The 23,388-nt window shown below is 72.9% G+C and carries 24 protein-coding genes and 1 riboswitch; of the genes, 6 read left to right on the top strand and 18 right to left on the bottom strand.

Annotated elements, in window-relative coordinates; all coding sequences use genetic code 11:
* Positions 1 to 8: 8 nt before the first annotated feature.
* The 5 genes from J7I94_RS01060 to J7I94_RS01080 all read left to right on the top strand — a co-directional run bounded on the left by J7I94_RS01060 (position 9) and on the right by J7I94_RS01080 (position 5,003).
* Positions 9 to 803: an ABC transporter ATP-binding protein gene (locus J7I94_RS01060; RefSeq protein ID WP_215164513.1), complete on the top strand. Its 795-nt coding sequence runs from the start codon at positions 9 to 11 to the stop codon at positions 801 to 803.
* Entirely contained in the window at positions 785 to 2,455 is a 1,671-nt protein-coding gene (locus J7I94_RS01065) for a hypothetical protein (protein WP_215164514.1), read from the top strand. Before J7I94_RS01060 ends, J7I94_RS01065 begins: the two co-directional genes overlap by 19 nt.
* A gap of 110 nt (positions 2,456 to 2,565) precedes the next feature.
* Positions 2,566 to 2,973 carry a VOC family protein gene (locus tag J7I94_RS01070; RefSeq protein WP_215164515.1) on the top strand — a complete coding sequence of 136 codons (408 nt, stop codon included), beginning with the start codon at positions 2,566 to 2,568 and terminating at the stop codon, positions 2,971 to 2,973.
* 26 nt (positions 2,974 to 2,999) lie between these two features.
* A complete protein-coding gene (locus J7I94_RS01075; protein ID WP_308114471.1) occupies positions 3,000 to 4,127 on the top strand; it encodes a Rossmann fold nucleotide-binding protein in 1,128 nt (375 codons plus the stop codon).
* Positions 4,128 to 4,289: 162 nt separating this feature from the next.
* Entirely contained in the window at positions 4,290 to 5,003 is a 714-nt protein-coding gene (locus tag J7I94_RS01080) for an LAETG motif-containing sortase-dependent surface protein (RefSeq protein WP_251074484.1), read from the top strand.
* A 117-nt stretch (positions 5,004 to 5,120) separates the two neighbouring features.
* Here the strand turns inward: J7I94_RS01080 and J7I94_RS01085 are convergent, their stop codons facing one another.
* The 11 genes from J7I94_RS01085 to rpsB all read right to left on the bottom strand — a co-directional run bounded on the left by J7I94_RS01085 (position 5,121) and on the right by rpsB (position 16,536).
* Positions 5,121 to 5,921, bottom strand: a complete 801-nt coding sequence (locus J7I94_RS01085) for a maleylpyruvate isomerase family mycothiol-dependent enzyme (RefSeq protein ID WP_215164516.1) — start codon at positions 5,919 to 5,921, stop codon at positions 5,121 to 5,123.
* 23 nt (positions 5,922 to 5,944) lie between these two features.
* The gene (locus J7I94_RS01090; RefSeq protein ID WP_215164517.1) at positions 5,945 to 7,060 is read right to left on the bottom strand and encodes an ABC transporter ATP-binding protein; all 1,116 of its coding nucleotides are present in this window, start codon (positions 7,058 to 7,060) and stop codon (positions 5,945 to 5,947) included.
* Between the two features lie 2 nt (positions 7,061 to 7,062).
* Entirely contained in the window at positions 7,063 to 8,661 is a 1,599-nt protein-coding gene (locus tag J7I94_RS01095; RefSeq protein ID WP_215164569.1) for an iron ABC transporter permease, read from the bottom strand.
* A gap of 38 nt (positions 8,662 to 8,699) precedes the next feature.
* Complete coding sequence (locus tag J7I94_RS01100) at positions 8,700 to 9,815, bottom strand: thiamine ABC transporter substrate binding subunit (RefSeq protein ID WP_215164518.1); 1,116 nt, start codon at positions 9,813 to 9,815, stop codon at positions 8,700 to 8,702.
* 81 nt (positions 9,816 to 9,896) lie between these two features.
* Positions 9,897 to 10,002, bottom strand: a riboswitch (TPP riboswitch).
* Between the two features lie 36 nt (positions 10,003 to 10,038).
* Positions 10,039 to 11,145: a 23S rRNA (adenine(2503)-C(2))-methyltransferase RlmN gene (rlmN, locus tag J7I94_RS01105; protein ID WP_215164519.1), complete on the bottom strand. Its 1,107-nt coding sequence runs from the start codon at positions 11,143 to 11,145 to the stop codon at positions 10,039 to 10,041.
* A 20-nt stretch (positions 11,146 to 11,165) separates the two neighbouring features.
* The gene (locus J7I94_RS01110; protein WP_215164520.1) at positions 11,166 to 11,906 is read right to left on the bottom strand and encodes a hypothetical protein; all 741 of its coding nucleotides are present in this window, start codon (positions 11,904 to 11,906) and stop codon (positions 11,166 to 11,168) included.
* Positions 11,907 to 11,982: 76 nt separating this feature from the next.
* Complete coding sequence (locus J7I94_RS01115; RefSeq protein ID WP_215164521.1) at positions 11,983 to 13,071, bottom strand: phosphatidate cytidylyltransferase; 1,089 nt, start codon at positions 13,069 to 13,071, stop codon at positions 11,983 to 11,985.
* Positions 13,071 to 13,628, bottom strand: coding sequence for a ribosome recycling factor (gene frr, locus J7I94_RS01120; RefSeq protein WP_215164522.1), 558 nt, complete (start codon positions 13,626 to 13,628; stop codon positions 13,071 to 13,073). The genes J7I94_RS01115 and frr overlap by 1 nt, the downstream gene beginning before the upstream one ends.
* A 129-nt stretch (positions 13,629 to 13,757) precedes the next feature.
* Entirely contained in the window at positions 13,758 to 14,519 is a 762-nt protein-coding gene (gene pyrH, locus J7I94_RS01125) for a UMP kinase (RefSeq protein WP_215164523.1), read from the bottom strand.
* 175 nt (positions 14,520 to 14,694) lie between these two features.
* A complete protein-coding gene (tsf, locus tag J7I94_RS01130; RefSeq protein WP_215164524.1) occupies positions 14,695 to 15,531 on the bottom strand; it encodes a translation elongation factor Ts in 837 nt (278 codons plus the stop codon).
* Between the two features lie 96 nt (positions 15,532 to 15,627).
* Positions 15,628 to 16,536 (bottom strand): 30S ribosomal protein S2, encoded by a 909-nt coding sequence (gene rpsB / locus J7I94_RS01135; protein WP_215164525.1) that lies wholly within the window; start codon positions 16,534 to 16,536, stop codon positions 15,628 to 15,630.
* Positions 16,537 to 16,809: 273 nt separating this feature from the next.
* Here rpsB and J7I94_RS01140 point away from each other — a divergent pair, with 273 nt between their 5' ends.
* Entirely contained in the window at positions 16,810 to 17,397 is a 588-nt protein-coding gene (locus J7I94_RS01140; RefSeq protein WP_215164526.1) for a peptidoglycan DD-metalloendopeptidase family protein, read from the top strand.
* A 46-nt stretch (positions 17,398 to 17,443) separates the two neighbouring features.
* Here J7I94_RS01140 and J7I94_RS38075 read toward each other — a convergent pair whose 3' ends face one another.
* The 7 genes from J7I94_RS38075 to J7I94_RS01165 form a co-directional block, all read right to left on the bottom strand.
* Positions 17,444 to 17,668, bottom strand: a complete 225-nt coding sequence (locus J7I94_RS38075; protein ID WP_308114474.1) for a hypothetical protein — start codon at positions 17,666 to 17,668, stop codon at positions 17,444 to 17,446.
* Between the two features lie 15 nt (positions 17,669 to 17,683).
* Positions 17,684 to 17,809, bottom strand: a complete 126-nt coding sequence (locus J7I94_RS38925) for a hypothetical protein (RefSeq protein WP_285442372.1) — start codon at positions 17,807 to 17,809, stop codon at positions 17,684 to 17,686.
* Positions 17,810 to 18,157: 348 nt separating this feature from the next.
* Positions 18,158 to 18,715, bottom strand: a complete 558-nt coding sequence (locus J7I94_RS01145) for a TetR/AcrR family transcriptional regulator (RefSeq protein ID WP_215164570.1) — start codon at positions 18,713 to 18,715, stop codon at positions 18,158 to 18,160.
* A gap of 118 nt (positions 18,716 to 18,833) precedes the next feature.
* Positions 18,834 to 19,676: an RNA polymerase sigma factor WhiG gene (gene whiG / locus J7I94_RS01150; protein WP_215164527.1), complete on the bottom strand. Its 843-nt coding sequence runs from the start codon at positions 19,674 to 19,676 to the stop codon at positions 18,834 to 18,836.
* Positions 19,677 to 19,960: 284 nt separating this feature from the next.
* A complete protein-coding gene (gene dprA / locus J7I94_RS01155; protein ID WP_215164571.1) occupies positions 19,961 to 21,151 on the bottom strand; it encodes a DNA-processing protein DprA in 1,191 nt (396 codons plus the stop codon).
* Positions 21,152 to 21,318: 167 nt separating this feature from the next.
* Positions 21,319 to 22,938 carry a YifB family Mg chelatase-like AAA ATPase gene (locus J7I94_RS01160; protein ID WP_215164528.1) on the bottom strand — a complete coding sequence of 540 codons (1,620 nt, stop codon included), beginning with the start codon at positions 22,936 to 22,938 and terminating at the stop codon, positions 21,319 to 21,321.
* Positions 22,938 to 23,300, bottom strand: coding sequence for a YraN family protein (locus J7I94_RS01165; protein ID WP_215164529.1), 363 nt, complete (start codon positions 23,298 to 23,300; stop codon positions 22,938 to 22,940). The genes J7I94_RS01160 and J7I94_RS01165 overlap by 1 nt, the downstream gene beginning before the upstream one ends.
* Positions 23,301 to 23,388: the final 88 nt, after the last annotated feature.

The following is a 23,388-nucleotide window of genomic DNA, read 5'->3' on the forward strand; positions in this document are numbered from 1 at the left end:
GTACGCCGATGGTGGCCCCGCCGGACAAGCCGGACAAGCCGGACAACGACGTGATCCGGGCAAGCGCCCTGCACTTTGAGCACCACGACGGCTCCCCCGCGCTCCAGGGCGTCTCCCTCGGCGTCCGCAAGGGCGAGGTCCTCGCCGTGCGCGGCCCGCGCGGCAGCGGCAAGACGTCACTGCTGCGGTGCCTCGCCGGACTGGACCGGCCGCAGCGCGGCGAGGTGTGGTTCGACGGCGTCGCGGTGCACACCCTGAGCCCGCTCGCCCGTGAGCGGCTGCGCCGCGACCGGTTCGGCTGGATCGACCCCGCCCCGGTGCTCGTACCCGAGCTGACCGCCTGGGAGAACGCCGCCCTCCCCCTGATGCTGCGCGGCACCGGCCGGCGCCGGGCCCGGCAGGCCGCCCTGGAGTGGCTGGAACGCCTCGACGTCGACGGGAAGGCACGGCTGCGGCCGCACGAACTGCGGCAGTCCGAACGGCAGCGGGTCTGCGTGGCCCGCGCGCTCGCCGTCGTCCCCTCGGTGCTGTTCGCCGACGAGCCGACCGCCCCGCTGCACCGCGCCGAGAGCGCCCAGGTGCTGCGCACCCTGACCACGGCGGCCCGCTCTCACGGCGTCACGGTCGTGCTCGCCGCCCACGGTCCGCAGGGCGCCGCCCTCGCCGACCGCGCGGTGACCCTGCTGGACGGACGCCGGGTCACGACCCTGCACCTGCCCCCGGTCACCGACGCGGCGGAGAGCGCGGGGGCCTCCGGCGGCACCGGAACGGAAGGCCGGGCGGCGTGCTCGCTCTCCGCCTGACCCGCGCCGCGGGCCTCGCCGTGCGGCTGCGCAGGCTGCTGGTGGCGGTCGCGTCGGCGGGCACCGGCTTCCTGCTGCTGTGCTCCCTCGGCCACGCGCTGACCCACCCGGACACCGTGGGCGACTCCGCCCTCCGGCTGGCCTGGTGCGCGGCGCCGCTCGCCGCCACGGTGTACCTCGCGGTCGCGGTGGCCCGTACCGACCCCGGCACCCGGCCCCGTACCGGGCTGTCGGCGGTCGGCCTGGGGCCGGGCCGGCTGATGGCCGCATCGGCGACCACCACGGCCGCGGCCTGCGTCCTCGGCTCGGTCGTGGCGCTGCTCGTCCTCCTCCGGCTGCGCGGCGACCTGGCGGGCCGGCCCGTCACCGGCGCCCTCGCCGACACCTGCGCCGTGGGCCTGACCCTGCCGCTCCCGGCGGTCCTGACCCTGCTGGCGCTGGTGCCGGTGGCGGCGTCGGCGTCGGTGGCCGTGGCCCTGCGCCCGCGTGAGACACCCCGGTCCGCCCCGGCGGGCGGCGCGGGGCGGCGGTACGGCCGCTTCGGGGCGTACGGCCTGGCGGCGCGGGAGACCTTCGGGGCGTACGGCCGCTTCGGCGCCCGCCGGGCGACGGCTCCCGCGGCTGCCGTCCCGGCGAGCACGGGTACCGGACGCTCCGCGCTCGCCCCGGCCACGACGGACGCCACCGCCGGCGGGGCGGGAGGCACCCCGGCGCCGCCGGGAGGCGTCCTGACCGCATCGGGCCACGCCTCTGCGGGCCACGTACAGACCGCCACGGGCGACGGCACGGCGGCAGGCCACGCGCAGACCGCCCGGGACAACGGCCCAGCAGGCCCCACCCCCGCCGCCACGGACAGCAGCCCAGCACGCACCGCACAGCCCGTCACCCTCACCGGCCCGGCAGACCACGCGCAGACCGCCGCAGCCGACGGCACGGCGGCAGGCCACGCGCAGACCGCCCGGGACAACGGCCCAGCAGGCCCTGCCCCGGCCGCCGCGGACAGCAGCCCGGCGGGCCACGGCGCCCCAGCCGTCCCGGTCACCGGCCCGGCGGGCACCGCGCACGCCCGCCCGGCCACCGCCGCCCTCCCCTGGGGCATCTCCGTACTGGCCGCCGGTCTGGCCGTGGAGGCCATGGCGGACCGCACCGGCGGCACCGGCGCCCCCGCCGCCGGTGTGCTCGTCGGCTGGGCGCTGACCGCCCTCGGCCTGGCGCTCGCCGGCCCCGGCCTCACCCATCTGTGCGGGCGCCTGCTCCAGGCGGTCCGCCCGGGTGCCCTGCGGCTGCTGGCCGGCCGGGGCCTCATGGAGGAGGCGCACCGTCTCGGCCGCCCCCTGGGCGTGGTCTGCGCGGTCGCCTCGGCGGCGTACGCGGCGGCGGTGCTGCGCGGCGCGGACGGATCGTCGTTCGGCCCGCTCAGCACCCTCGGCGCCCTCCTCGTGTCGGGCTGCGCGGTGGCCACCTTGCTGACCACCGCCGTCGAGGCCAAGCACTCCCGCGCCGACGCCACGTCAGCGCTGGTGCGGCTCGGGGCGCCGGCCACGGTGCTGCGCGGTGCCGCCGCGCTGCGCGCGGTCGCCCTGCTGGCCGCGTTCGGTCCGCTGACGCTGGCGATCGCGGAGCTGGCGGCGCTTCCGCTGGCCCGCCCGTAAGAAGGACCGTTCGCAAAAAAGATCGAGGGAATCTTCCGATCGGCGATGAGTTCGCGCCCGGTCCCCGGTCTACTCCTGCGAACGACACGACACCGACGGGAGAGGCCCGCATGTACCAGCAGATGATCTTCGTGAACCTGGCCACCGACGACCTCGACGCCTCCAAGAGGTTCTTCACCGCGCTCGGGTACACGATCAACGCCCAGTTCAGCGACGACTCGACCGCCTCGATCCCGCTCAGCGACACCATCGTGGTCATGCTGCACACCCCGCAGAAGTACGGCGTGTTCACGAAGAAGGACATCGTCGACTCCCGCAAGAGCAGCGAGGTGCTGCTCGCGCTGAGCGCCGAGAGCCGCGAGAAGGTCGACGAGCTGGTCGAGAAGGCGGTCGCGGCCGGCGGCTCGGTCACCGGCGAGCCCCAGGACCACGGTTTCATGTACGGCCGCGCCTTCGACGACCTCGACGGCCACACCTGGGAGGTCGTGTGGATGGACCCGGCCGCGGTGGAGGGCTGACAGCCGCCCGCGCCTAGCATGGGCGGGTGGATGACCTGACACCCGCCCAGCCGTACCATGCCGCCCACGACCGTGAGATAGAGAGCCTCGCCGAGTTCGACGAGGTCCTCGCCCGCGGCGCGGGCCTCGCGCACTACCGCGTCCAGGCCGTCGACCTGACGGACCGTACGGACGCACTCCTGACCGTGGGGGCCACCGGCGCCGTCTTCCTCGGCTGCCCGATGGACGACAAGGCCGCCACCGCCGTACGCGCCGCCGGGGCCCTGGTGTTCCCGCCCGTGCCCGGCCTGCCCTTCGATCCCTACCGCGCGTCCGTCTACTCCCCCGACGACCTGTACGCCGGTCTGTCCGACGGCTACGGGACGACACCGGACGCGCTGGCCTACGCCTGGTTCCAGCGGACCAAGGCGGACGGCGACATCTTCGCCTCCATGCTGCGCGCCGTCCACGACGACGCCGTCTCCGACGCGGTCGACGAACTCCTCGCCGGCGCCCGGGTGGTGGGCGTCATGGGCGGCCACGCGATGGCGCGCGGCACCGAGGCGTACGCCGGAGCGGCCCGCCTCGGCCGCGAGCTGGCCCGCGCCGGCTTCACCGTGGCCACCGGCGGCGGCCCCGGTGCCATGGAGGCGGCCAACCTGGGTGCCTACGCCGCCCCGTTCGCCGACGCCATGCTGGAGGAGGCGCTGCTGCTGCTCGCCAAGGCCCCCTCCTTCACGCCGTCGATCGAGGAGTGGGCGCGGGCCGCCTTCGAGGTGCGCGAGCGCTGGCCGGACGGCGGCGCCTCGGTCGGCATCCCGACCTGGTTCTACGGCCACGAGCCGCCGAACGCCTTCGCCGCGCACATCGCCAAGTACTTCGCCAACGCCACCCGCGAGGACGGCCTGCTGGCCCGCTCCAACGCGGGGGTCGTCTTCCTGCCGGGCGCCGCCGGGACCGTACAGGAGGTCTTCGACAACGCCACGCCGAACTACTACGAGTCGCGCGGCGAGCCCACGCCCATGGTGCTGGTGAATGAGGCGCACTGGACCGAGAAGCTGCCGGCGTGGCCGCTGCTGCGGGCGCTGGCCCGGGGGCGGTCGATGGAGTCGCGGATCACTCTGGTCGACCGGATCGAGGACGCACCGGCGGCACTGAAACTTATTCGAGGTTAATAAGAGGGCAAAGCCAATGTCCGTATGGCCTCTACGCGTTGACACTGCCGGTGTACTGCCAATAGACCTGTGAGTCTCCTGGGACCGCGGTGTCGCGGAAGTGTGACCACCGGCCCCGGGCAACCCCCCGCACCCAGCATCCGGTAAAGGACCAACGTGCCCCTGCCCATACTCAGAAGTGCGGCGTCCCGCCGTAGCGTTCGTGCCCTCGGTGTGGCGACCGCCGCGGTCGCCCTGGCCGTCGGCGCCGCCGGCAACGCACTCGCCTGCAACATCGGCGAGTTCAGCGCCGACGCCACGTGCGACGGCGCCAAGGGTGTCATCACCGTGACCGACGTGGACGCCGGTGGCGTCAACGCCGTCGTCACCGTCTTCCGTCAGAGCGACGGCGGCGAGGAGAAGGTCGGCGAGCAGGAGGTGAAGGGGTCCCGCGAGGGCACCACCATCACCTTCACCGAGGACTGGAAGCCGAGCACCGAGTACCGCATCCACGTCAAGGCCGCGCCGTACGTGGACGAGGACATCAAGCCGAACCTCGTCACGCCGGCCACCGCCTGTGGCGGCGGCGAGGAGGAGGAGTCCCCGACTCCGACCCCGACGCCGTCCGAGTCCTCCTCGACCCCGGCCGAGGAGGAGTCCGAGACCCCGGTTCCGTCTCCGTCGACCCCGGCGGCCTCGGAGAGCGAGTCCACCGTTCCGGCGGAGGACACCGCGAGCAACGCTCCGTCGCCCGCGGCCGGTGACTCCAACCTCGCCGAGACCGGCGCCAACTCCAACACCGGCGTGATCGCCGGGGTCGCGGCCGCCCTGGTCGTGGTCGGCGGTGGCGCGGTGTTCTTCGGCATGCGCCGCCGTGGCGCGAAGAGCGAGAGCTGACGTCACGTCAGTACGGGTGGTGGCCCGTCCCCCTTTGTCGCGGTTCTCCGGGGGGCGGGCCACCGTCACGCCGGCTCCGGGCCGACTGCCGAGTCGGCTGCCGAGCCGGCCCTCAGGTCAGCCGAAGCTCGCCTTCGCAAGCCAGAACTCCAGCAGCTCCCGGTCGCCCACCACCTCCAGGTCCGGCGCGTCCAGCGGCAGCCGCCGGTAGAAGAGGTACAGCACGGAGGCCAGCGGCCCGCGCACCGCGGCCGTCGCCTCCTCGTGGCCGCGCCGCCAGGTGACGCCGTCGGGCGTGAGGCCGACCAGCCAGTCGGCGCCGAGCGCGGGGGCGGTGTCGGTGGCGTGCAGCTGGATGGTGCGGCCGGGGGCGCGCAGGTCCTTCGCCGGTCCGTCGGGCAGGGCCCGCTGCACGAACTCCACGATCTCCAGCCACTCGTCCAGCGCGTCGGCGGCCACCTCGGGCGCCACCGTCCCGGGCGCGCGGCCCGCCGCGAGCGCCCCGTCCGCGCCGTGCACGATCAGCTCGTGGCACATCCGGCGGGCCCAGAACGCGGCGTCGTGCTTCCCCATCCACGACCAGGCGTACGCGTCCGGTCCGGCCGCCCGCAGCGCGCCGGTCACCGCGTCGGTGGACTGCGCGAACCACTCCGCCAGTGCGGCGGCGTCGCCCCGGGCCGCGGGCCCCTCGATGCCGGACACCTGGTCCATGGGGATCTCCGCCTGCGCGCGGGTACGGACGGTGTGCTCCGTCCAGCGCAGGGCCCGGCCGACGTGCAGGAGCAGGTCCTCCAGGGTCCACTCCGGGCAGGTCGGCACGGTGGCGCCCAGGTCGGCGCCGGCGGTCAGCAGCTCCCCCAACTGCCCCGCCTGATGGGCGATTTCGTCGCAGTAACGGTCGTGTGTGAGCAGTGTCATGCCCTCACCCTACGAGCGGGTGATCACCCGAGTACGACGATTTCCGCCACGTCGAACTCCACCCCGACCCGCTCCCCGATCTCCGGTGCGGCCCGCAGCGCACAGGCCGCCTCCAGCCGGGGCGCGTCCTCGGGCCTCCCGGGCCTCCCGGGCCTCCCGGGCCTCCCGGGCTCCTCGGGCCTCCCGGGCTCCTCGGGCCGTGCGGACCCCTCGGGCCGTGCGGACCCCTCGGGCTGGAGGCGCACGGCGACATGGGTGCCCTTGAAGGTCCGGGCGGCGACCGTGCAGGGCAGCCCCTCACCGGCGGCGACCAGCCGGACACCGGCCGGCCGGACCAGTACCGGACGCGTGCCCTGAGCGCTGCCCTCGGGCACCGGCACCTTGCCCCACGGGGTGTCGGCGGCCTGACCGGTCACCGTCGCCTCGACGACGTTGTCGAACCCGAGGAACCGGGCGACGAACGCGTCGGCCGGGCGCTGCCACACGTCGAGGGGCGTGCCCTGCTGGGCGATCCGCCCGTCGCGCATGACCACCACCCGGTCGGCCAGCGCGAACGCCTCGCCCTGGTCGTGCGTCACCGCGAGCACCGTCGTGCCCAGCCGGCCGAACAGTTCCCGCAGTTCCACCACCAGCCGCTCCCGCAGCGACCGGTCGAGCTGGCCGAGCGGCTCGTCCAGCATCAGCAGCCGGGGCCGGGCCGCCAGCGCCCGCGCGAGCGCCACCCGCTGCTGTTCACCGCCGGACAGCGCGGCCACGGACCGGCGTCCGGCCCCCGGCAGCCCGACCAGCTCCAGCAACTCCGCGACCCGCCCCCGCTGTTCATCGCGCGACGCGCCCCGCATCCGGGGCCCGAAGCCGACGTTGCCGGCCACGTCCCGCTGCGGGAAGAGCTGGTGGTCCTGGAACATCAGCCCGACCTCGCGCCGGTGCGCGGGTACGCCCGCCTGGTCCCGCCCGTCGAGCAGTACCCGCCCGTCGTCCAGCGGCTGGAGCCCGGCCACCGCCCGCAGCAGCGTCGACTTGCCGCTGCCGCTGGGCCCGAGCACACATACCACCTCGTGCTCGGCGACCGTCAGACCGACGGCGTCCAGCACGGCCCGCCCACCGAAGCGGACGGTGGCGCCCTCAAGGCTCAGCATGCTCAGAACTCCCCACTCCGGTCGGTGCGCAGCCGCTCAAGGACCAGCAGCGCCACCGCGCACACGATCATCAGAATCGTCGAAAGGGCCATCGCCTGCCCGTAGTTGACGTCCCCCGGCCGTCCCAGCAGCCGGGCCACGGCCACCGGCAGCGTCGGGTTGTCGGGCCGCGCGATGAACACCGTCGCCCCGAACTCCCCCAGCGACACCGCGAACGCGAACCCGGCCGCGACCAGCAGCGCCCGCCGCACCAGCGGCAGGTCCACCTCCCGCCAGACCCGCCAGGGCGACGCCCCGAGCACGGCCGCCGCCTCCCGCAGCCGTCCGTCCACCGCCCGCAGCACCGGCAGCATGGTCCGTACGACGAAGGGCACCCCGACCAGCGCCTGCGCCAGCGGCACCAGCATCCAGGACGACCGCAGATCCAGCGGCGGCTCGTCCAGCGCGATCAGGAACCCGAACCCGACGGTCACCGCCGACACCCCGAGCGGCAGCATCAGCAGCGCGTCGAAGCCGCGCACCAGACGGCCCGCGTCCCGGCGGGCCAGCGCGAAGGCGGCCAGCGAGCCGACGAGTACGGCGACGGCGGTGGCGGCGACGGCGTACTGGAGGGAGTTGCCGACGGCGTCGATCGGCGGGACGAGGAAGGTTCCGCCGTCCTCGCGCGTGAGCGCCCGGTAATAGCCGAACCCCCCGTCCACCGACCGCTGCACCAGCACGGCCAGCGGCAGCAGGATCAGTACGACGACGGTGGCCAGCACCCCGGCCAGCAGCCCCCGCTGCCCGGCGCCGCGCGGCCGGCCCGCGGTGACCGAGGCGTCCACCAGCTTCAGCGCGGTCTCCCGTCGCCGCACCGTCCAGGCGTGCACGGCGAGGATCGCGGCGACCGCGACGAACTGGACCAGCGTCAGCACGGCGGCCGTGGAGAGGTCGAAGAGCTGCGAGGTCTGCCGGTAGATCTCCACCTCCAGGGTGGAGAAGGTGGGCCCGCCGAGGATCTGCACGACGCCGAAGGAGGTGAAGGTGAACAGGAACACCATCAGCGCGGCGGCGGCCACGGCGGGTGCCAGCGCCGGCAGGGTGACCCGGCGCCAGGCACCGAACGGCGACGCGCCCAGCATCCGCGCGGCCTCCTCCTGCCGCGGGTCGAGCTGCGCCCACAGACCGCCGACAGTGCGGACGACGACGGCGTAGTTGAAGAAGACGTGCGCGAGCAGGATGGCCCACACGGTGGTGTCCAGCCGCACCCCCCACAGGTCGTCGAGCAGTCCCCCGCGCCCGACCAGGGCCAGGAACGCCGTACCGACCACGACGGTCGGCAGGACGAACGGCACCGTCACCACCGCCCGCAGCACCTGCTTGCCGGGGAACTCCAGCCGGGCGAAGACATACGCGCCCGGCAGCGCGATCAGCAGCGTGAGCGCCGTGGAGGCCAGCGCCTGCCAGGTGGTGAACCACAGCACGTGCCGGACGTCGGAGGCGGCGACCACCTCCCCGATCCGGCCCAGGTGCCAGCCGCCGTCGTCCTTGAGACCCCGGCCGACGATCGCGGCGACGGGCCAGGCGAAGAAGACGGCGAAGAACGCGACGGGCACCGCCATCAGGGCGAGCCGCGCCCCGTTCGACCGCCGCCGCACGGCTACTTCAGTACGAGCGAGGTCCACGACTTGACCCAGTCGTCCCGGTGTTCGGCGATCTTCGCCGGGGCCATGGTCCGCGGATCGGTGACGTCCGGCATGTTGTCGGTGTAGACGGCGGGCAGCTCGGCGCCGTCGACGACCGGGTTGACGAACATGTTCAGCGGCATGTCCTCCTGGAACTTCTCGCTGATCAGGAAGTCGATCAGCGCCTTGCCGCCCTCGGGGTTCTTCGCGTTGCTCAGCAGCCCGGCGAACTCGGTCTGCCGAAAGCAGGTGCCGGTCGCCACACCCGTGGGCGCGGTCTTCGGCTGCGGATCGGCGTAGACCACCTCCACCGGCGGGGAGGAGGCGTAGGAGACGACCAGCGGCCGGTCCCCGCCGGCCTTCTTGCCCCCGGCCGACCCGGAGAACTCCTCGTTGTACGCCTGCTCCCAGCCGTCGACGACCTTGACTCCGTTGGCCTTGAGCTTCTTCCAGTACTCCTGCCACCCTCCCCCGCTCTCGGCTTCGCTCGAGCGGGAGGTGCCCCCATCCCCGTACGCGGCGGCCGTCCCGAGCAGGAAGCCCAGCCCCGGCGAGGAGGTCCCGGCGTTCTCGGTGACGAGGAGATCCTTGTACGCGGGCTCGGTCAGGTCGGCGAAGGAGGCCGGCGGATCGATCTCGTGCTCGCTGAAGTACGCCTTGTCGTAGTTGACGCAGATGTCGCCGTAGTCGACGGGCGTGACGCGGTGCTGCTCGGCGTCGAGCTGGAACCGCTCGTCGACCCGGTCCAGCCCCTTCGCCTCGTACGGCTGGAACAGGCCGTTGTCGAGGGCGCGGGAGAGCAGCGTGTTGTCGACGCCGAAGAGGACGTCGCCCTGCGGGTTGTCCTTGGTCAGGATCGCCTTGTTGACGGCCTGCCCGGCATCGCCGTCCTCCAGGACCTTCACCCGGTACCCGGACTGCTTCTCGAAGGCGGCGATGACGCTCTTGGACACGGCCCACGAGTCATGGCTGACCAGCGTCACGGTCTTCGTGTCGCCGGACGCCCCGTCGCCGGACGACGACCCGCACGCGGACAGCGTGACCAGACCGAGCCCGACGACCAGGACCGTGGCCTTCTTGGTGATGCTCACTGAATTCCTCCTGGGGTGGACCAGGAGAAGACGCGGCCCTGCCCGGAACCCCTCGTCGGGATCCCGGGCAGGGCGCAACAGCTCGAGTGGTGACCGATCTCCCTACCCAGAATGACCTGGGCCAGGTTCGGAGGGTCTGCGGCCGGTGCCGCACTCTCAGCGCTGTGGCGCTCCCCTGTCGGAATATGAAGATGTGTTTTTCTGATGTCCTACGTCGATCAGGTTACCGCTCGCTCGCGGCGAGCTGGCCGCACGCCCCGTCGATCTCCTGCCCCCGGGTGTCCCGGATGGTCACCGGCACACCATGCGCCGCGATGGCCTCGACGAACGCCTTCTCGTCCTCGGGCCGCGAGGCGGTCCACTTGGAGCCCGGCGTCGGGTTGAGCGGGATGAGGTTGACGTGCACGGGCTTGCCCTTGAGCAGCCGGCCGAGCCGGTCACCCCGCCAGGCCTGGTCGTTGATGTCCCGGATCAGCGCGTACTCGATCGACAGCCGGCGCCCGGACCGCGCGGCGTACTCGAACCCGGCGTCCAGCACCTCCCGCACCTTCCACCGCGTGTTGACCGGCACGAGGGTGTCGCGCAGCTCGTCGTCGGGGGCGTGCAGCGAGATCGCGAGCCGGCACTTGAAGCCCTCGTCGGCGAACCGGTGGATGGCCGGCACGAGACCGACCGTCGACACGGTGATCCCGCGCTGCGACAGCCCGACACCGTCCGGCTCGGGGTCGGTGAGCCGCCGGATGGCCCCGACCACGCGGTTGTAGTTGGCCAGCGGCTCGCCCATCCCCATGAACACGATGTTGCTGAGCCGCGCCGGGCCTCCCGGCACCTCTCCGTCCCGCAGCGCCCGCATACCGTCCACGATCTGGTGCACGATCTCGGCGGTCGACAGGTTCCGGTCCAGCCCCGCCTGCCCGGTCGCGCAGAACGGGCAGTTCATCCCGCACCCGGCCTGCGAGCTGATGCACATGGTGACCCGGTCCGGGTACCGCATCAGCACCGACTCGACGAGCGTCCCGTCGAACAGCCGCCACAGCGTCTTGCGGGTGGTCCCCTCGTCCGTCGACAGTTGCCGTACGACGGTCATCAGCTCGGGCAGCAACGCCTCCCGCAGCTTCTCCCGCGCACCGGCGGGGATGTCGGTCCACTGCTCCGGGTCGTGCGCGTACCGCGCGAAGTAGTGCTGCGACAGCTGCTTGGCCCGGAACGCCTTCTCACCGGCCGCGACGACCGCCTCCTTGCGCTCGGCGGGCGTGAGGTCGGCGAGATGCCGCGGCGGCTTCTTGGCTCCGCGCGGGGCGACGAAAGTGAGTTCTCCGGGCTTAGGCATGGCTGTACCAGTGTCGCAGATCAACTCGCATGCCCCGCGGCACGCGGTGGCGCCCCGGAGCTGCCGGGCAGCTCGTGCAGTGCCGCCGGGAACACCACCCGTCCGACCCCGTCGGCCACTACGGCCGAGCCTGCCGGTGCTCGTGCCGTTGCGAGCGCCTGCCAGGCGGTGAGGGTGAGGCGCGCGAGTTCCGGTATGCGCTGCGCATGGACCGCGCCGCGGGAGCGGCTCTGCGCCAGGTTGCGCGACTGCCAGTCGCCGGAGGTCCGCCGCCGGCGGCTGTTCAGCGGCGGGGCCGTCGCCACTTGCAGAGCGTGCTCCAGCGCCAGCCCGCAGACTTCGGAGCCCATCTTCCCGACCTCCGACCGCTCGGCCGCCGGCGCCGCGGGGAGCAGCAGCGGCCAGCGGATCACCACCACCCGCTCCCACACCTCGGGCGGCACCGTGTTGGCGAGGTGATGACTCTCACCCACGGGAAGGTCACGCAGCCGGCGCCCGGCCTCCTGTGTCTGCCCCACGTAGCAGAGCCCCGCGCCGGAGGCGAAGACTCCGTAGAGCACCGCGCCGACAGTGGCCGGGCTGTCCCCGTACTCCTCGGTCAGCAGGGACCCCACGCGGTGGGCGAACCGGTACCGGCGCTCCTGCCACTGCGCCAGCCGTGCGGCATCCGCCAGCAGCGTCGACAGCGACGACCGCCAGGCGCGGTAGGCGTCCTCGTACGCCTGGTCGTCCGGCGGTCCGTGTCCCAGGAGATCGTCCACGCACCGCAGGGTAGAGCAACGGCGACGGGCCCCGCCCTCACCGGAGGACGGGGCCCGCACACGAGCCGGGGAACGGTCAGCCGCTCCCGACGAAGACCACCAGCAGCAGCCAGGCCACCGGCGCCGTGGGCAGCAGCGAGTCCAGGCGGTCCATGATGCCGCCGTGGCCCGGCAGCAGGGTGCCCATGTCCTTGATGCCGAGGTCGCGCTTGATCATCGACTCGCCGAGGTCACCCAGCGTGGCGCTGACCGCGACGGCCAGGCCCAGGAGCAGGCCCTGCCACCAGGCACCGTCGTCGATCAGTAACTGCACGCACAGCGCGCCCGCGGCCATCGCGAAGGCCACCGCTCCGGCCAGGCCCTCGCGGGTCTTGCCGGGGCTGATGCGCGGCGCGAGCTTCCGCTTGCCGAAGCGCCAGCCGACCGCGTAGGCGCCGGTGTCGCTGACGACCGTCAGTATCAGGAAGGTGAGCACCCGCCATGCACCGTCGTCCGCCGTCAGCATCATGGCGACGAACGTGGCCAGGAACGGCACGTAGAACGCCGCGAAGACACCCGCCGTGACGTCCCGCAGGTAGTCCTGCGGTGGCCGCGCCATCCGCCAGACGAGGACGGCGAGCGCCGTCAGCGCCATGGCGACCCACGCGCCGTCGGCGCCCCACACATAGCCGGCGATCACCATCGCCGCACCGCCGACCGCCAGCGGGACGAGCGGCGCGTGGATGCCCTTGCGCTCGTCCAGCCGCTGGGTCAGCTCCCACAGCCCGACCACGACGGCGACGACGATCACGCCCACGAACACGGCCTTGACGAAGAACAGCGACGCGACGATCACCACGCCGAGCCCGAGAGCCACCCCTATCGCCGCACCCAGGTCGCGCCCCGCGCTCTTCTTCTGCGGCGGGGGCGCCGGTTGCGGTGCGGCGTCCTGCATGGACTGGGGTTCCTGTCGGATCGGGGGTCCACCCGGCCGCGCGGCCCCCCGGTCGTCATCCTGGTCTCCGCCGAAGTCGGGTACGTCGGGCACGATGGGCATGGGGCGAGTCTGCTGCGCGTACTGCGCATCGTAGGCGGGACCCGCCGGGGCAGCCCCCTGGACAGGTCCCCGCTCGGACGGCCCCCAGTACCCGGCTTGTGGCGGCGCCCCCCAGGAAGAGTCGTTCATCAGACCTCGAGCAGCTCCGCTTCCTTGTGCTTGAGGAGCTCGTCCACCTGGGCGACGTACTTCGCGGTGGTGTCGTCGAGTTCCTTCTCCGCGCGGCGGCCCTCGTCCTCGCCGACCTCGCCGTCCTTGACCAGCTTGTCGATGGCGTCCTTGGCCTTGCGGCGCACGGAGCGGATGGAGACCTTGGCGTCCTCGCCCTTGCCCCGGGCCACCTTGATGTACTCGCGGCGGCGCTCCTCGGTCAGCTCCGGGAACACCACGCGGATGATGTTGCCGTCGTTGCTCGGGTTGACGCCGAGGTCGGAGTCGCGGATCGCCTGCTCGATGTTGCGCAGGGCGGTCTTGTCGAACGGCGTCACCACGGCCATCCGCGGCTCGGGCACGGAGAACGAGGCCAGCTGATTGATCGGCGTCGGCGCGCCGTAGTAGTCGGCCACGATCTTGTTGAACATCGCCGGGTGCGCACGGCCGGTGCGGATCGCGGCGAAGTCCTCCTTGGCGACCACGACGGCCTTCTCCATCTTCTCCTCGGCTTCGAGGAGGCTCTCTTCGATCACCACTTGCTCCTGCGTGTCTTGAGTAGGCCCGGCCGCTGCTCCCCTCGAGGGGCGGCGGCCGGCTGCGTCGCGTCTTCTTCCTGCACGGTTCCCGACCGGCAGGACATTGTCCATCCCCCGGCCAGGGGGTCAGGTACGGCTGTCCTGGTCCCCCACGAGCGTGCCGATCTTCTCACCCTTGACGGCGCGGGCGATATTGCCCTCCTTCAGGAGCTCGAAGACCACGATCGGGAGCTTGTTGTCACGGCAGAGCGTGACCGCCGTGGCGTCGGCGACCTTCAGGTCCCGGGTGATGACCTCGCCGTAGCCGAGGGCGTCGAACTTCACCGCGTCCGGGTTGGTCTTCGGGTCGGAGTCGTAGACCCCGTCCACCCCGTTCTTGCCCATGAGCAGCGCTTCGGCGTCGATCTCCAGGGCGCGCTGGGCGGCCGTGGTGTCGGTGGAGAAGTACGGCATGCCCATACCGGCGCCGAAGATGACCACGCGGCCCTTCTCCAGGTGGCGCACGGCGCGCAGCGGGATGTAAGGCTCGGCGACCTGCCCCATGGTGATGGCGGTCTGCACGCGGCAGTCGACGCCCTCCTTCTCCAGGAAGTCCTGGAGGGCGAGGCAGTTCATCACGGTGCCGAGCATGCCCATGTAGTCGGAGCGGGCGCGGTCCATGCCGCGCACCTGGAGTTCGGCGCCGCGGAAGAAGTTCCCGCCGCCGATGACGATCGCGATCTGCGCGCCGTCCCGGACGACGGCGGCGATCTCGCGCGCGATGGCGTGCACCACGTCGGGGTCGACGCCCAGGCCCCCGCCGCCGGAGAAGGCCTCCCCGGACAGCTTCAGCAGAAACCGGCCGCTCACTTTGCCGTCGTCGCTCTTCTCGGCCTTGGTGGTGGTCATGGAGATCTCGCCTCTTTACGTGGGTCACACATACGAAGGAGGCCATTGCCGGGGGGTGGGTTCATCCCTGCGCGGCAATGGCCTCCTCGTCAGATCTGCTGTCGTCCGCGACGCGCGGGTGCGCGGACGACTGCTGCCGACCCTACCGGGGCCGGGCGTCCGTCGCGGTGCGGACTCAGATGCCGACCTTGATGCGCGAGAAGCGCTTCAGGGTGACACCGGCCTCGTCCAGGACCTTCTGGACCGACTTCTTGTTGTCCAGCGCGTACGGCTGGCCGAGCAGCGTGGCGTCCTTGAAGAAGCCGTTGAGGCGACCCTCGACGATCTTCGGCAGGGCGGCCTCGGGCTTGCCCTCGGCGCGGGTGGTCTCCTCGGCGATGCGGCGCTCGGACTCGACGACCTCGGCCGGCACGTCCTCCTTGGAGAGGTACTTCGGCGCGAACGCGGCGATGTGCTGGGCGACGCCCTTGGCGATCTCGGCGTTCGGCTTGTCCAGCTCGACCAGGACACCGATCTGCGGGGGCAGGTCGGGCATGGTGCGGTGCATGTAGGCGGTGACGTAGCCGTCGGTGAACTGCGCGAAGCGGTCCAGGACGATCTTCTCGCCGAGGTTGGCGTTGGCCTCGTCGACGTACGCCTGCACGGTCTTGCCGGCCTCGATCTCGGAGGCGAGCAGGGCCTCCAGGTCGGCCGGGGAGGTCTTGGCGACGTGCTCGGCGATCGCGGTGGCGACGGCCTGGAACTTGTCACCCTTGGCGACGAAGTCCGTCTCGCACTTCAGCTCGACGAGGACGCCGGAGGAGTTGTCGTCGGCGATGATCGAGACCACGGCGCCGTTCTCGGCGGAGCGGCCCTCGCGCTTGGCGACGCCCTTCTGGCCCTTGATACGGAGCGCCTCGACGGCCTTCTCGACGCTGCCCTCGGCCTCGTCCAGCGCCTTCTTGCAGTCCATCATGCCGGCGCCCGTGAGCTCACGGAGCTTCTTGACGTCGGCGGCGGTGTAGTTCGCCATGATTCAGGAATCTCTCTCGAAGTCTGAAGATCTACGGGCCGAAACGGCGGGGGCTTCGTGGGCCCCCGCCGTCCAGAACCCGAAGGGTGTGAGGGGTCAGGCCTGCTCGGCGTCCGCGGCGGGGGCCTCGGCGGCCGGAGCCTCGGCGGCGGGGGCCTCGGCAGCCGGGGCCTCCTCGGCGGCGGGGGCCTCGGCGGGCTTCTCGGCCTCGGCCGGGGCCTCGTCCGCCTTCTTCTCGCCCTCGAGCAGGTCGCGCTCCCACTCGGCCAGCGGCTCGCCCGCGGCCTTCTCGCCCTTGCCCTCGGTGGCGACACCGGAGCGGGCGATGAGGCCCTCGGCGACCGCGTCGGCGATCACACGGGTGAGCAGCGTGACGGAGCGGATCGCGTCGTCGTTGCCGGGGATCTTGTAGTCGACCTCGTCGGGGTCGCAGTTGGTGTCGAGGATCGCGACGACCGGAATGTTGAGCTTCCGGGCCTCACCGACCGCGATGTGCTCCTTCTTGGTGTCCACGATCCAGACGGCGCTGGGAACCTTGGACATCTCACGGATACCGCCGAGGGTCTTCTCCAGCTTGGCCTTCTCGCGCGAGAGCACGAGAAGCTCCTTCTTGGTCAGACCGGACGCGGCGACGTCCTCGAAGTCGATCTGCTCGAGCTCCTTGAGGCGCTGCAGACGCTTGTAGACGGTCGAGAAGTTGGTGAGCATGCCGCCCAGCCAGCGCTGGTTGACGTAGGGCATGCCGACGCGGGTGGCCTGCTCGGCGATGGCCTCCTGCGCCTGCTTCTTCGTGCCGACGAACATGACCGTGCCGCCGTGGGCGACGGTCTCCTTGACGAACTCGTAGGCGCGGTCGATGTACGACAGCGACTGGAGCAGGTCGATGATGTAGATGCCGTTGCGCTCGGTGAAGATGAAGCGCTTCATCTTCGGGTTCCAGCGACGGGTCTGGTGACCGAAGTGGACGCCGCTTTCCAGCAGCTCCCGCATCGTGACGACGGCCATGGCCGTATCTCCTCGAATTTCTCGGTTGTGCCGCGGGTGCCGGACGGCTCCCGCGCCTGACGCCCGATACGCGCCGTGCCACAGAGGACCGAGGGGCGCTGACACGAGGCCTGGTGCTGTCTCGTGCCGGGGCGTGCGAAGTCGACCCGGTCACCCGGGTCGCCACCAGAAGTGTACGGGACCCGGGGAGCACCGGGTGACGCCGCTGTCCACAACCGGCGAGTAGTCCACAGCTCCGGGCGGGGGACGGGCCTTTCGGGGGACGGTTCCGGCATGCGAGTGAGGCGATGGACGCGTGGGTGGGTGTGGTCGCTGACGGTGCCGGCCCTGTTCCTTGCGGGGCTGCCTGCGGGAGGGGCCGTGCCGGGGTCCGCGGTGCCGAGCGCGGTGTCCGACCCGGCGGTTCCGGCCGTCGCCCGGAACTGGCCGACCGGCGGGCGCGCCGCCGTCCTGCGGGGCTGGTCACCTCCGGCGACGCCGTACGGGCCGGGCCACCGCGGGGTGGACCTGGCGGCCGCGCCCGGGGCGGCGGTACGGGCGGTGGCGGCGGGCCGGGTGACGTTCACCGGCCGGGTGGCGGGCCGGGGCGTGGTCTCGGTCGAACTGGCGGAGACCGGTGAGCCGCCGCTGCGCACGACGTACGAGCCGGTACGGGCCTCGGTGGAGAAGGGCGACGTGGTGACGGCCGGCGACCCGGTCGGCAGGGTGGAGGCGCCGGGCGCCCACTGTCCGGCCGGCTGCCTGCACTGGGGCCTGCGCGCCGGTGACACCTACCTGAACCCGCTGTCCCTGCTGCCGCCGTGGCTGCTCGACGGCGGTCCGTCCCGGCTGCTGCCGGTGCTGGGCGTACCGCCACCGTGACCGGTGCCGGTCCGGGGAGCCGCGGGATCGCCGGGTCGCGGAGTCGTCAGGGGCCGGTGCGACGGGCCTCGCGTTCGGCGGCGGCGTGCCACCAGCCGGGCGGGGACGGCCCCACGGCCCCGGAAGAGGGCTGATCGGGATGGAGCCCGAGGCGCCGCAGGGCGTCGGCACGCACCTGTACGCCGAACCAGCCGCGCCAGCGGCCGTCCGGGCCGGGACCGCAGGCCAGGTCCCAGCGGATCTCGTCCGGACCGAAAGGCGACCAGTCGATCCCGCGCTCACGCAGTCAGGCGCGCACGGCCGCCCTCGGTGAGCGGCAGCCCGGCACGTTCTCGTAGGCCGCCACGGTGATCCATTCGCTGCCGGGTGTGTCCATGGCGTCCATGGTGGCGGAGGGCGGCGCGGCTGTCATCGGCGTTCACCGGAGGGCGGGGCGCGGAGACAGACGGGCGGTGGGACCCGTTCACGTCTCGGGGTCGACCCGGTTCCCCGGCTCAGCCTTGGGGCTGGTGCCGTTCCGGCCCTGTGGCCCGCATCGTTCATGCCCTGCGACCGGCCCCGTCCGGGCCCAGGCAGTCGTGACGTCGGCCGGCACAGCCGCCGACCGCCTGCGGTTGACCGGCCAGAACTGCGCTGACCGGCCAGGATTGGGCTGACCAGCCAGGGCTACTGGGCTGATCGCCCGGGACAGGACAGCTCCCGCCGGTCCCGGCCGGGCAGGTCGGCCCGCCGGGTCAGCCCGGCAGGCAGGCCCGCCGGGTCAGCCCCGTACACCCCGCAGCACCATCGACACCGCCGCGTCCGTGATCACCGTCGGGTCCTCCGCCGCGCCCAGCTCGATCCGGCGCACGGCAGCGTCGACCACGCCCTGGAGCAGCATCGCCGCCAGCCGCGGCTCCGCGTGGCCCATGTCGCCGAGCGCCTCGACGATCATCGCGACCAGACCGCCGTGCGCAGCCCGGATCTTCTCCCGGGCCCCGGCGTCCAGTTCGCTGGCCGAGATCGCGACCACGGCCCGGTGCCGCCGGTCACCGACCAGCTCCAGTTGCTTGCGCACATACGCCTCGACCTTGGCCTCCGGCCGGTCGGCGGCGGCCATCGCGGCCTCCACCTCGGCCGCCCAGACCGGGAAGTCGACCGCGCACAGCTCCTCCACGACCGCGGCCCGCGACCGGAAGTACTCGTACACGGACGACCGCGCGAGACCCGTCCGCTCGGCGAGGGCGGGAAAGGTCAGCGCCTCCGTCCCGCCCTCGGACAGCAGGGAGCGTGCCGCGTCCAGCAGGGCGGCACGCTGCATCGACCGGTGCTCGGCCACAGAGGCCGCTCGAATCCTTGGCACGTCGACCACTTTACGGACGCACCGCCCCGGACGGGAGACGCCGCCCCCGTCCAGCCGATCGGCGCCCCGCCCGACCTCGCCGCACAGGGCCAGGTCAGCGTCCGAATCCGGCCAGCTTCGCGCGCAGTTGCAGAACCGACTTGGTGTGGATCTGACTGACCCGGCTCTCGGTGACCCCCAGCACATTGCCGATCTCGGCGAGCGTGAGCCCTTCGTAGTAGTAGAGCGTGACGACGGTCTTCTCCCGCTCCGGGAGCGTGTTGATCGCCCGCGCCAGGAACCTTCGCAGCTCGCGGTCCTCGGCCACCTCCACCGGATTGTCGGCGGCGGTGTCCTCCAGCGTGTCCATGAGGCTGAGCCGGTCCCCGCCCTCGCCGCCGGCGTGCAGCAGTTCCTCCAGCGCCACCACGTTGGCCAGCGACAACTGACTGAAGACCGAGTGCAGTTCCTCTACCGCGATGCCCATCTCGTCGGCCACCTCCCCTTCGGAAGGGGTCCGCCGCAGCCGCGCCTCCAGCGTGGCGTACGCCCGCTCCACGCTCCGGGCCTTCTGCCGCACCGACCGCGGGATCCAGTCCAGCGCCCGCAGCTCGTCGATCATCGCGCCCCGGATCCGGGTGATCGCGTACGTCTCGAACTTGATCTCCCGGTCGAGGTCGAACTTCTCGATCGCGTCGATCAGCCCGAACACCCCGGACGACACGAAGTCCGCCTGCTCGACGTTGGGCGGCAGACCCACGCTGACCCGGCCCGCCACGTACTTCACCAGGGGCGAGTAGTGCAGGATCAGCTGCTCCCGCAGCCGTTCGTCCCCCGTCGTCTTGTACGACCGCCACAGCTCGTCGAGCGTCGAGGGGGCGGGCGGCCGCACGCTGCCACCGTCGCGGGCGGCTGGGGGGACCGCCGCCCGTCCGGGCCCGGAGGTGTGCTGGGGCATTCGTCGCCTTGTGCCGTTCTGCCGTGTTCTGGTGCCGTCTGTGGACTGTCGGTCCGCCGTCTGGAGGGTGCCTGTCTGCGTGAGGGTCTACGTGGGGGCCTTCGTGAGCGTAGCGTGACTGAGCCGTCGCGGTGCGCGAAGAGAGGGCTCCGGAGGGTACGCAGATACGTTCCGCTCGACGCCCTCCCGATGCACCGCGATCGCTCAGCGTGATCACTCGAATACCTCAACTGCGGGAATTCCCAAGGGCGTAGGGGTTCCCCCGGACGGCCGAACACGCTCGGTCAGCACGGGTCGCGACCGGCGCGGGCGGAGATCATCGCCTGGCGTGTCAACTTCCAGCCGTCGTCGTGTCGTTCGACGTAACCGAGTGCTCGAAGCTCGTACAGTCTCGCGATCGCGTCGTCCTGGGAGGTCTGGGCGCGGCGCGCGATCCCGGCCGGCGCCGCGGTTCCGCTCGCCGGGAGCGCCGCCAGGACCTGCCGGGCGCCGGGTTCGAGCAGGTCGGTCGGGAGCACCGGGCCGCGCCGCTCCGGGGCCAGCTCGCCCATGTCACCCACCAGCTCGACGATCTCGGCGGCGTCGGTGACGAGGACGGCGTCGCCGCGCAGCAGTTCGTGGACGCCGGCGGAGAGGGCGCTGGTGGCCGGTCCCGGGACCGCCATCGTGTGCCGGCCCAGGCGCCGGGCGGCCCGTGCCGTGACGAGGGAGCCGCTGCGGTGGGCGGCCTCGACGACGACCGTGCCGCGGGTCAGCGCGGCGATCACCCGGTTGCGCAGGATGAACCTGCTCGGCGTCGGATGCTCTCCGGGCGGCAGTTCCCCGGCCACGAGCCCCTGTTCCGCGATCCTTCTGATCAGCTCGGCGTGGCCGCGCGGGTAGGGCCGGTCGACCCCGCAGGCGAGGACGGCGACGGTGGCCCCGCCGGCCCCGAGGGCGCCCCGGTGGGCGGCGCCGTCCACGCCGTAGGCCCCGCCGGAGACCACCACCCAGCCGCGCTCGGCGAGGTCGGCGGCGAGTGTGGCCGCCATGTGCGCCCCGTACGCGGTGCAGGCGCGGGCGCCGACCAGGGCGACGGACTTCAGCGCCCACATCCGCAGGCTGGGCCGGCCGCGGACCCACAGGCCCAGCGGCCGGGCGTCCCCCAGGTCGTCGAGTTGCCCCGGCCATTCGGTCTGTCCCGGCGCGACAAACCGCACCCCCGCCGCCGCGGCGGTGGCCACGTCCCGGCACGGGTCGGCCCGTTCGGCCCGCGCCCGCAGCCCCGCCCAGCGCCGGTCGCTCACGCCCGGCAGCACGGGCCCGCCCCGCCGCAGCCGCCGGGCCACCTCCCGCACCCCGCACTCCCGCACCCACCGCCCGCCCGACTCGTCCCCGGGCTCGATGACCCGGGTGAGGAAGACCCGGTCCAGCAACGTCTCGTCCCACTCCTCACCCGCGCTCGTGCACGCGCTCACGGCCTCACCCGTCCTCATGGCCCCGCCGGCACTCATGGCCTCACCTGTCCGCACGGCCTCGCCTGCGTTCAGGGCCTCACCTGTCCGCACGGCCTCACCTGTCCGCACGGCCTGACCCGCACTCTTCGCCTCACCCGTCCGCACCGCCTCACCCGCACTCAATGCCTCGCCCGCGCCCATGTCGCTCATGTCATCGCCCCGATCGCCTCGATCCTCATGGGTGTGCCGCGCGGCACGCCGGTGCGCAGGTGCAGGGCCAGGGCGACGTCCGTGGCGTCCGGCCGGTCGTGGCCGGCGAGGTCGGCGACGGTCCAGGCGACGCGCAGCACCCGGTCGAGGCCGCGGGCCGTGAGGGCGCCCCGCTCCAGACCGCGCTCCGCCTCGTCCAGCGCGCCCGGCACGGCGTACCAGCGGCGGCGCAGCTCACGTCCGGGGACTTCGCTGTTGGTGCGCCACGGGGTGCCGTCGAGGCGGGCCGCGGCCCGTTCCCGGGCCGACCGCACCCGGTCGGCGACCGTGGCGGTGGACTCACCGGGTGTGCCGCACGCGGCCAGCCCGGCACGGGTGACGCGCTCCACCTCGACCCGCAGGTCGACCCGGTCCAGCAGCGGCCCGGACAGCCGGGCCTGGTAGCGGCGGATCGCGGGGGACGGGCACTCGCAGAGCTGGTCCTGCGGCGAGAAGCGCCCGCACGGACAGGGATTGGCGGCGAGGACCATCAGGAACCTGGCGGGGAACCGCACCACGCCGGCGCTGCGCGCGATGACGACGTGGCCGCTCTCCAGCGGCTGGCGCAGGGCGTCGAGCGCCTGGCCGCTGAACTCCGGGGCCTCGTCCAGAAAGAGCACACCTCGGTGTGAGAGCGACACCGCTCCGGGCCGGGCGATGCCGGGACCGCCGCCGACGAGCGACTGCATGGTCGCGGAGTGGTGCGGTGCGCAGTAGGGCGCGGTGTCGATCAGGGGCCTGCCCGTGGGCAGCAGCCCGGCCACCGAGTGCACCGCCGTCACCTCCAGCGACTCCTGGCGGCCGAGCCCGGGCAGGATCGCGGGCAGCCGCTCGGCGAGCATGGTCTTGCCGGCGCCGGGCGGGCCCTCCAGGAACAGGTGGTGTCCGCCGGCCGCGGCGATCTCCACGGCCGTGCGCGCCGCCTGCTGCCCCACGACGTCGGCGAGGTCGTGCCCTTGGTCGCACGGCATGGCCCCGAGCATTCCGGCCGCGCCCGGCGCCCGCAGCCCGGACAGCAGTGGGTCGGGACGGCCCTGCTGGTCGGGTTCCTCGTCCGGCACCGGTTCGTCGGCGAGGACGGCGATCAGCTGCCGCAGGCTGCGCACACCGAGTACGGAGACGCCGGGCACCAGCGACGCCTCGGCGGCGGCGCTCTCGGGCACCACCACCTGTTCGTACCCGGCGTCCGCGGCGGCCAGCACCGCCGGGAGGATGCCCCGTACCGGCCGTACCCGGCCGTCGAGGCCCAGCTCTCCGATCATGACGATGTCGGCGAGCACCCGGGGGTCGATCCGCTCGGCGGCGCCGAGGACGGCCGCCGCGACGGCGATGTCGAACCCGCTGCCGCTCTTGGGCACGGACGCCGGGCTCAGTCCCACCGTGAGCTTCTTCTGCGGCCACTGGACGCCCGAGTTGACCACCGCCGCCCTGACTCGGTCCCGGCTCTCCGTCAGGCTCTTGTCGGGCAGCCCCACCAGGGTGAACGCCGCGACGCCGGGTTCCAGGTCGGCCTGGACCTCGACGACGACGCCCTCGACTCCGACGAGGGCCACCGAGCACGTACGGGCGAAGGCCATCACGCCACCCCCCGCGCGTGCTCGACGACGGGTGCGCCGCGCCGCGGCAGGAGCACGCCCACCAGGTCGATGCGGACGCCGCCGGGCGGTGCCCCTCCGTGGGTCTGGATCCAGCGCTGGGCGAGATCGCGCAGCCGCTCGGACTTCTCCGGGGTCACCGCGGCCATCGGATGCTCGAAGCAGCCGGCCCTGCGGGTCTTCACCTCGCAGACGACCAGGACGTCCCCGTCCCGGGCCACGATGTCGATCTCGCCGGTCCTGCCGCAGCGCCAGTTGCGCTCCAGGACCTTCATCCCGGCCTCGGCCAGCCTGCGGGCGGCGAGCGTCTCGCCGTACCTGCCCATCGCACTGCGTGCGTTCATGTCGGCACCACCTCCGGCGCCAACCGTCACGCAGACCGGCCGCTCATGTTGATCATGGTGAATTACTCACCGGTTGTGGAAAACTCCG

The organism is Streptomyces sp. ISL-12, assembly GCF_018614415.1.
Taxonomy (GTDB): Bacteria; Actinomycetota; Actinomycetes; order Streptomycetales; family Streptomycetaceae; genus Streptomyces.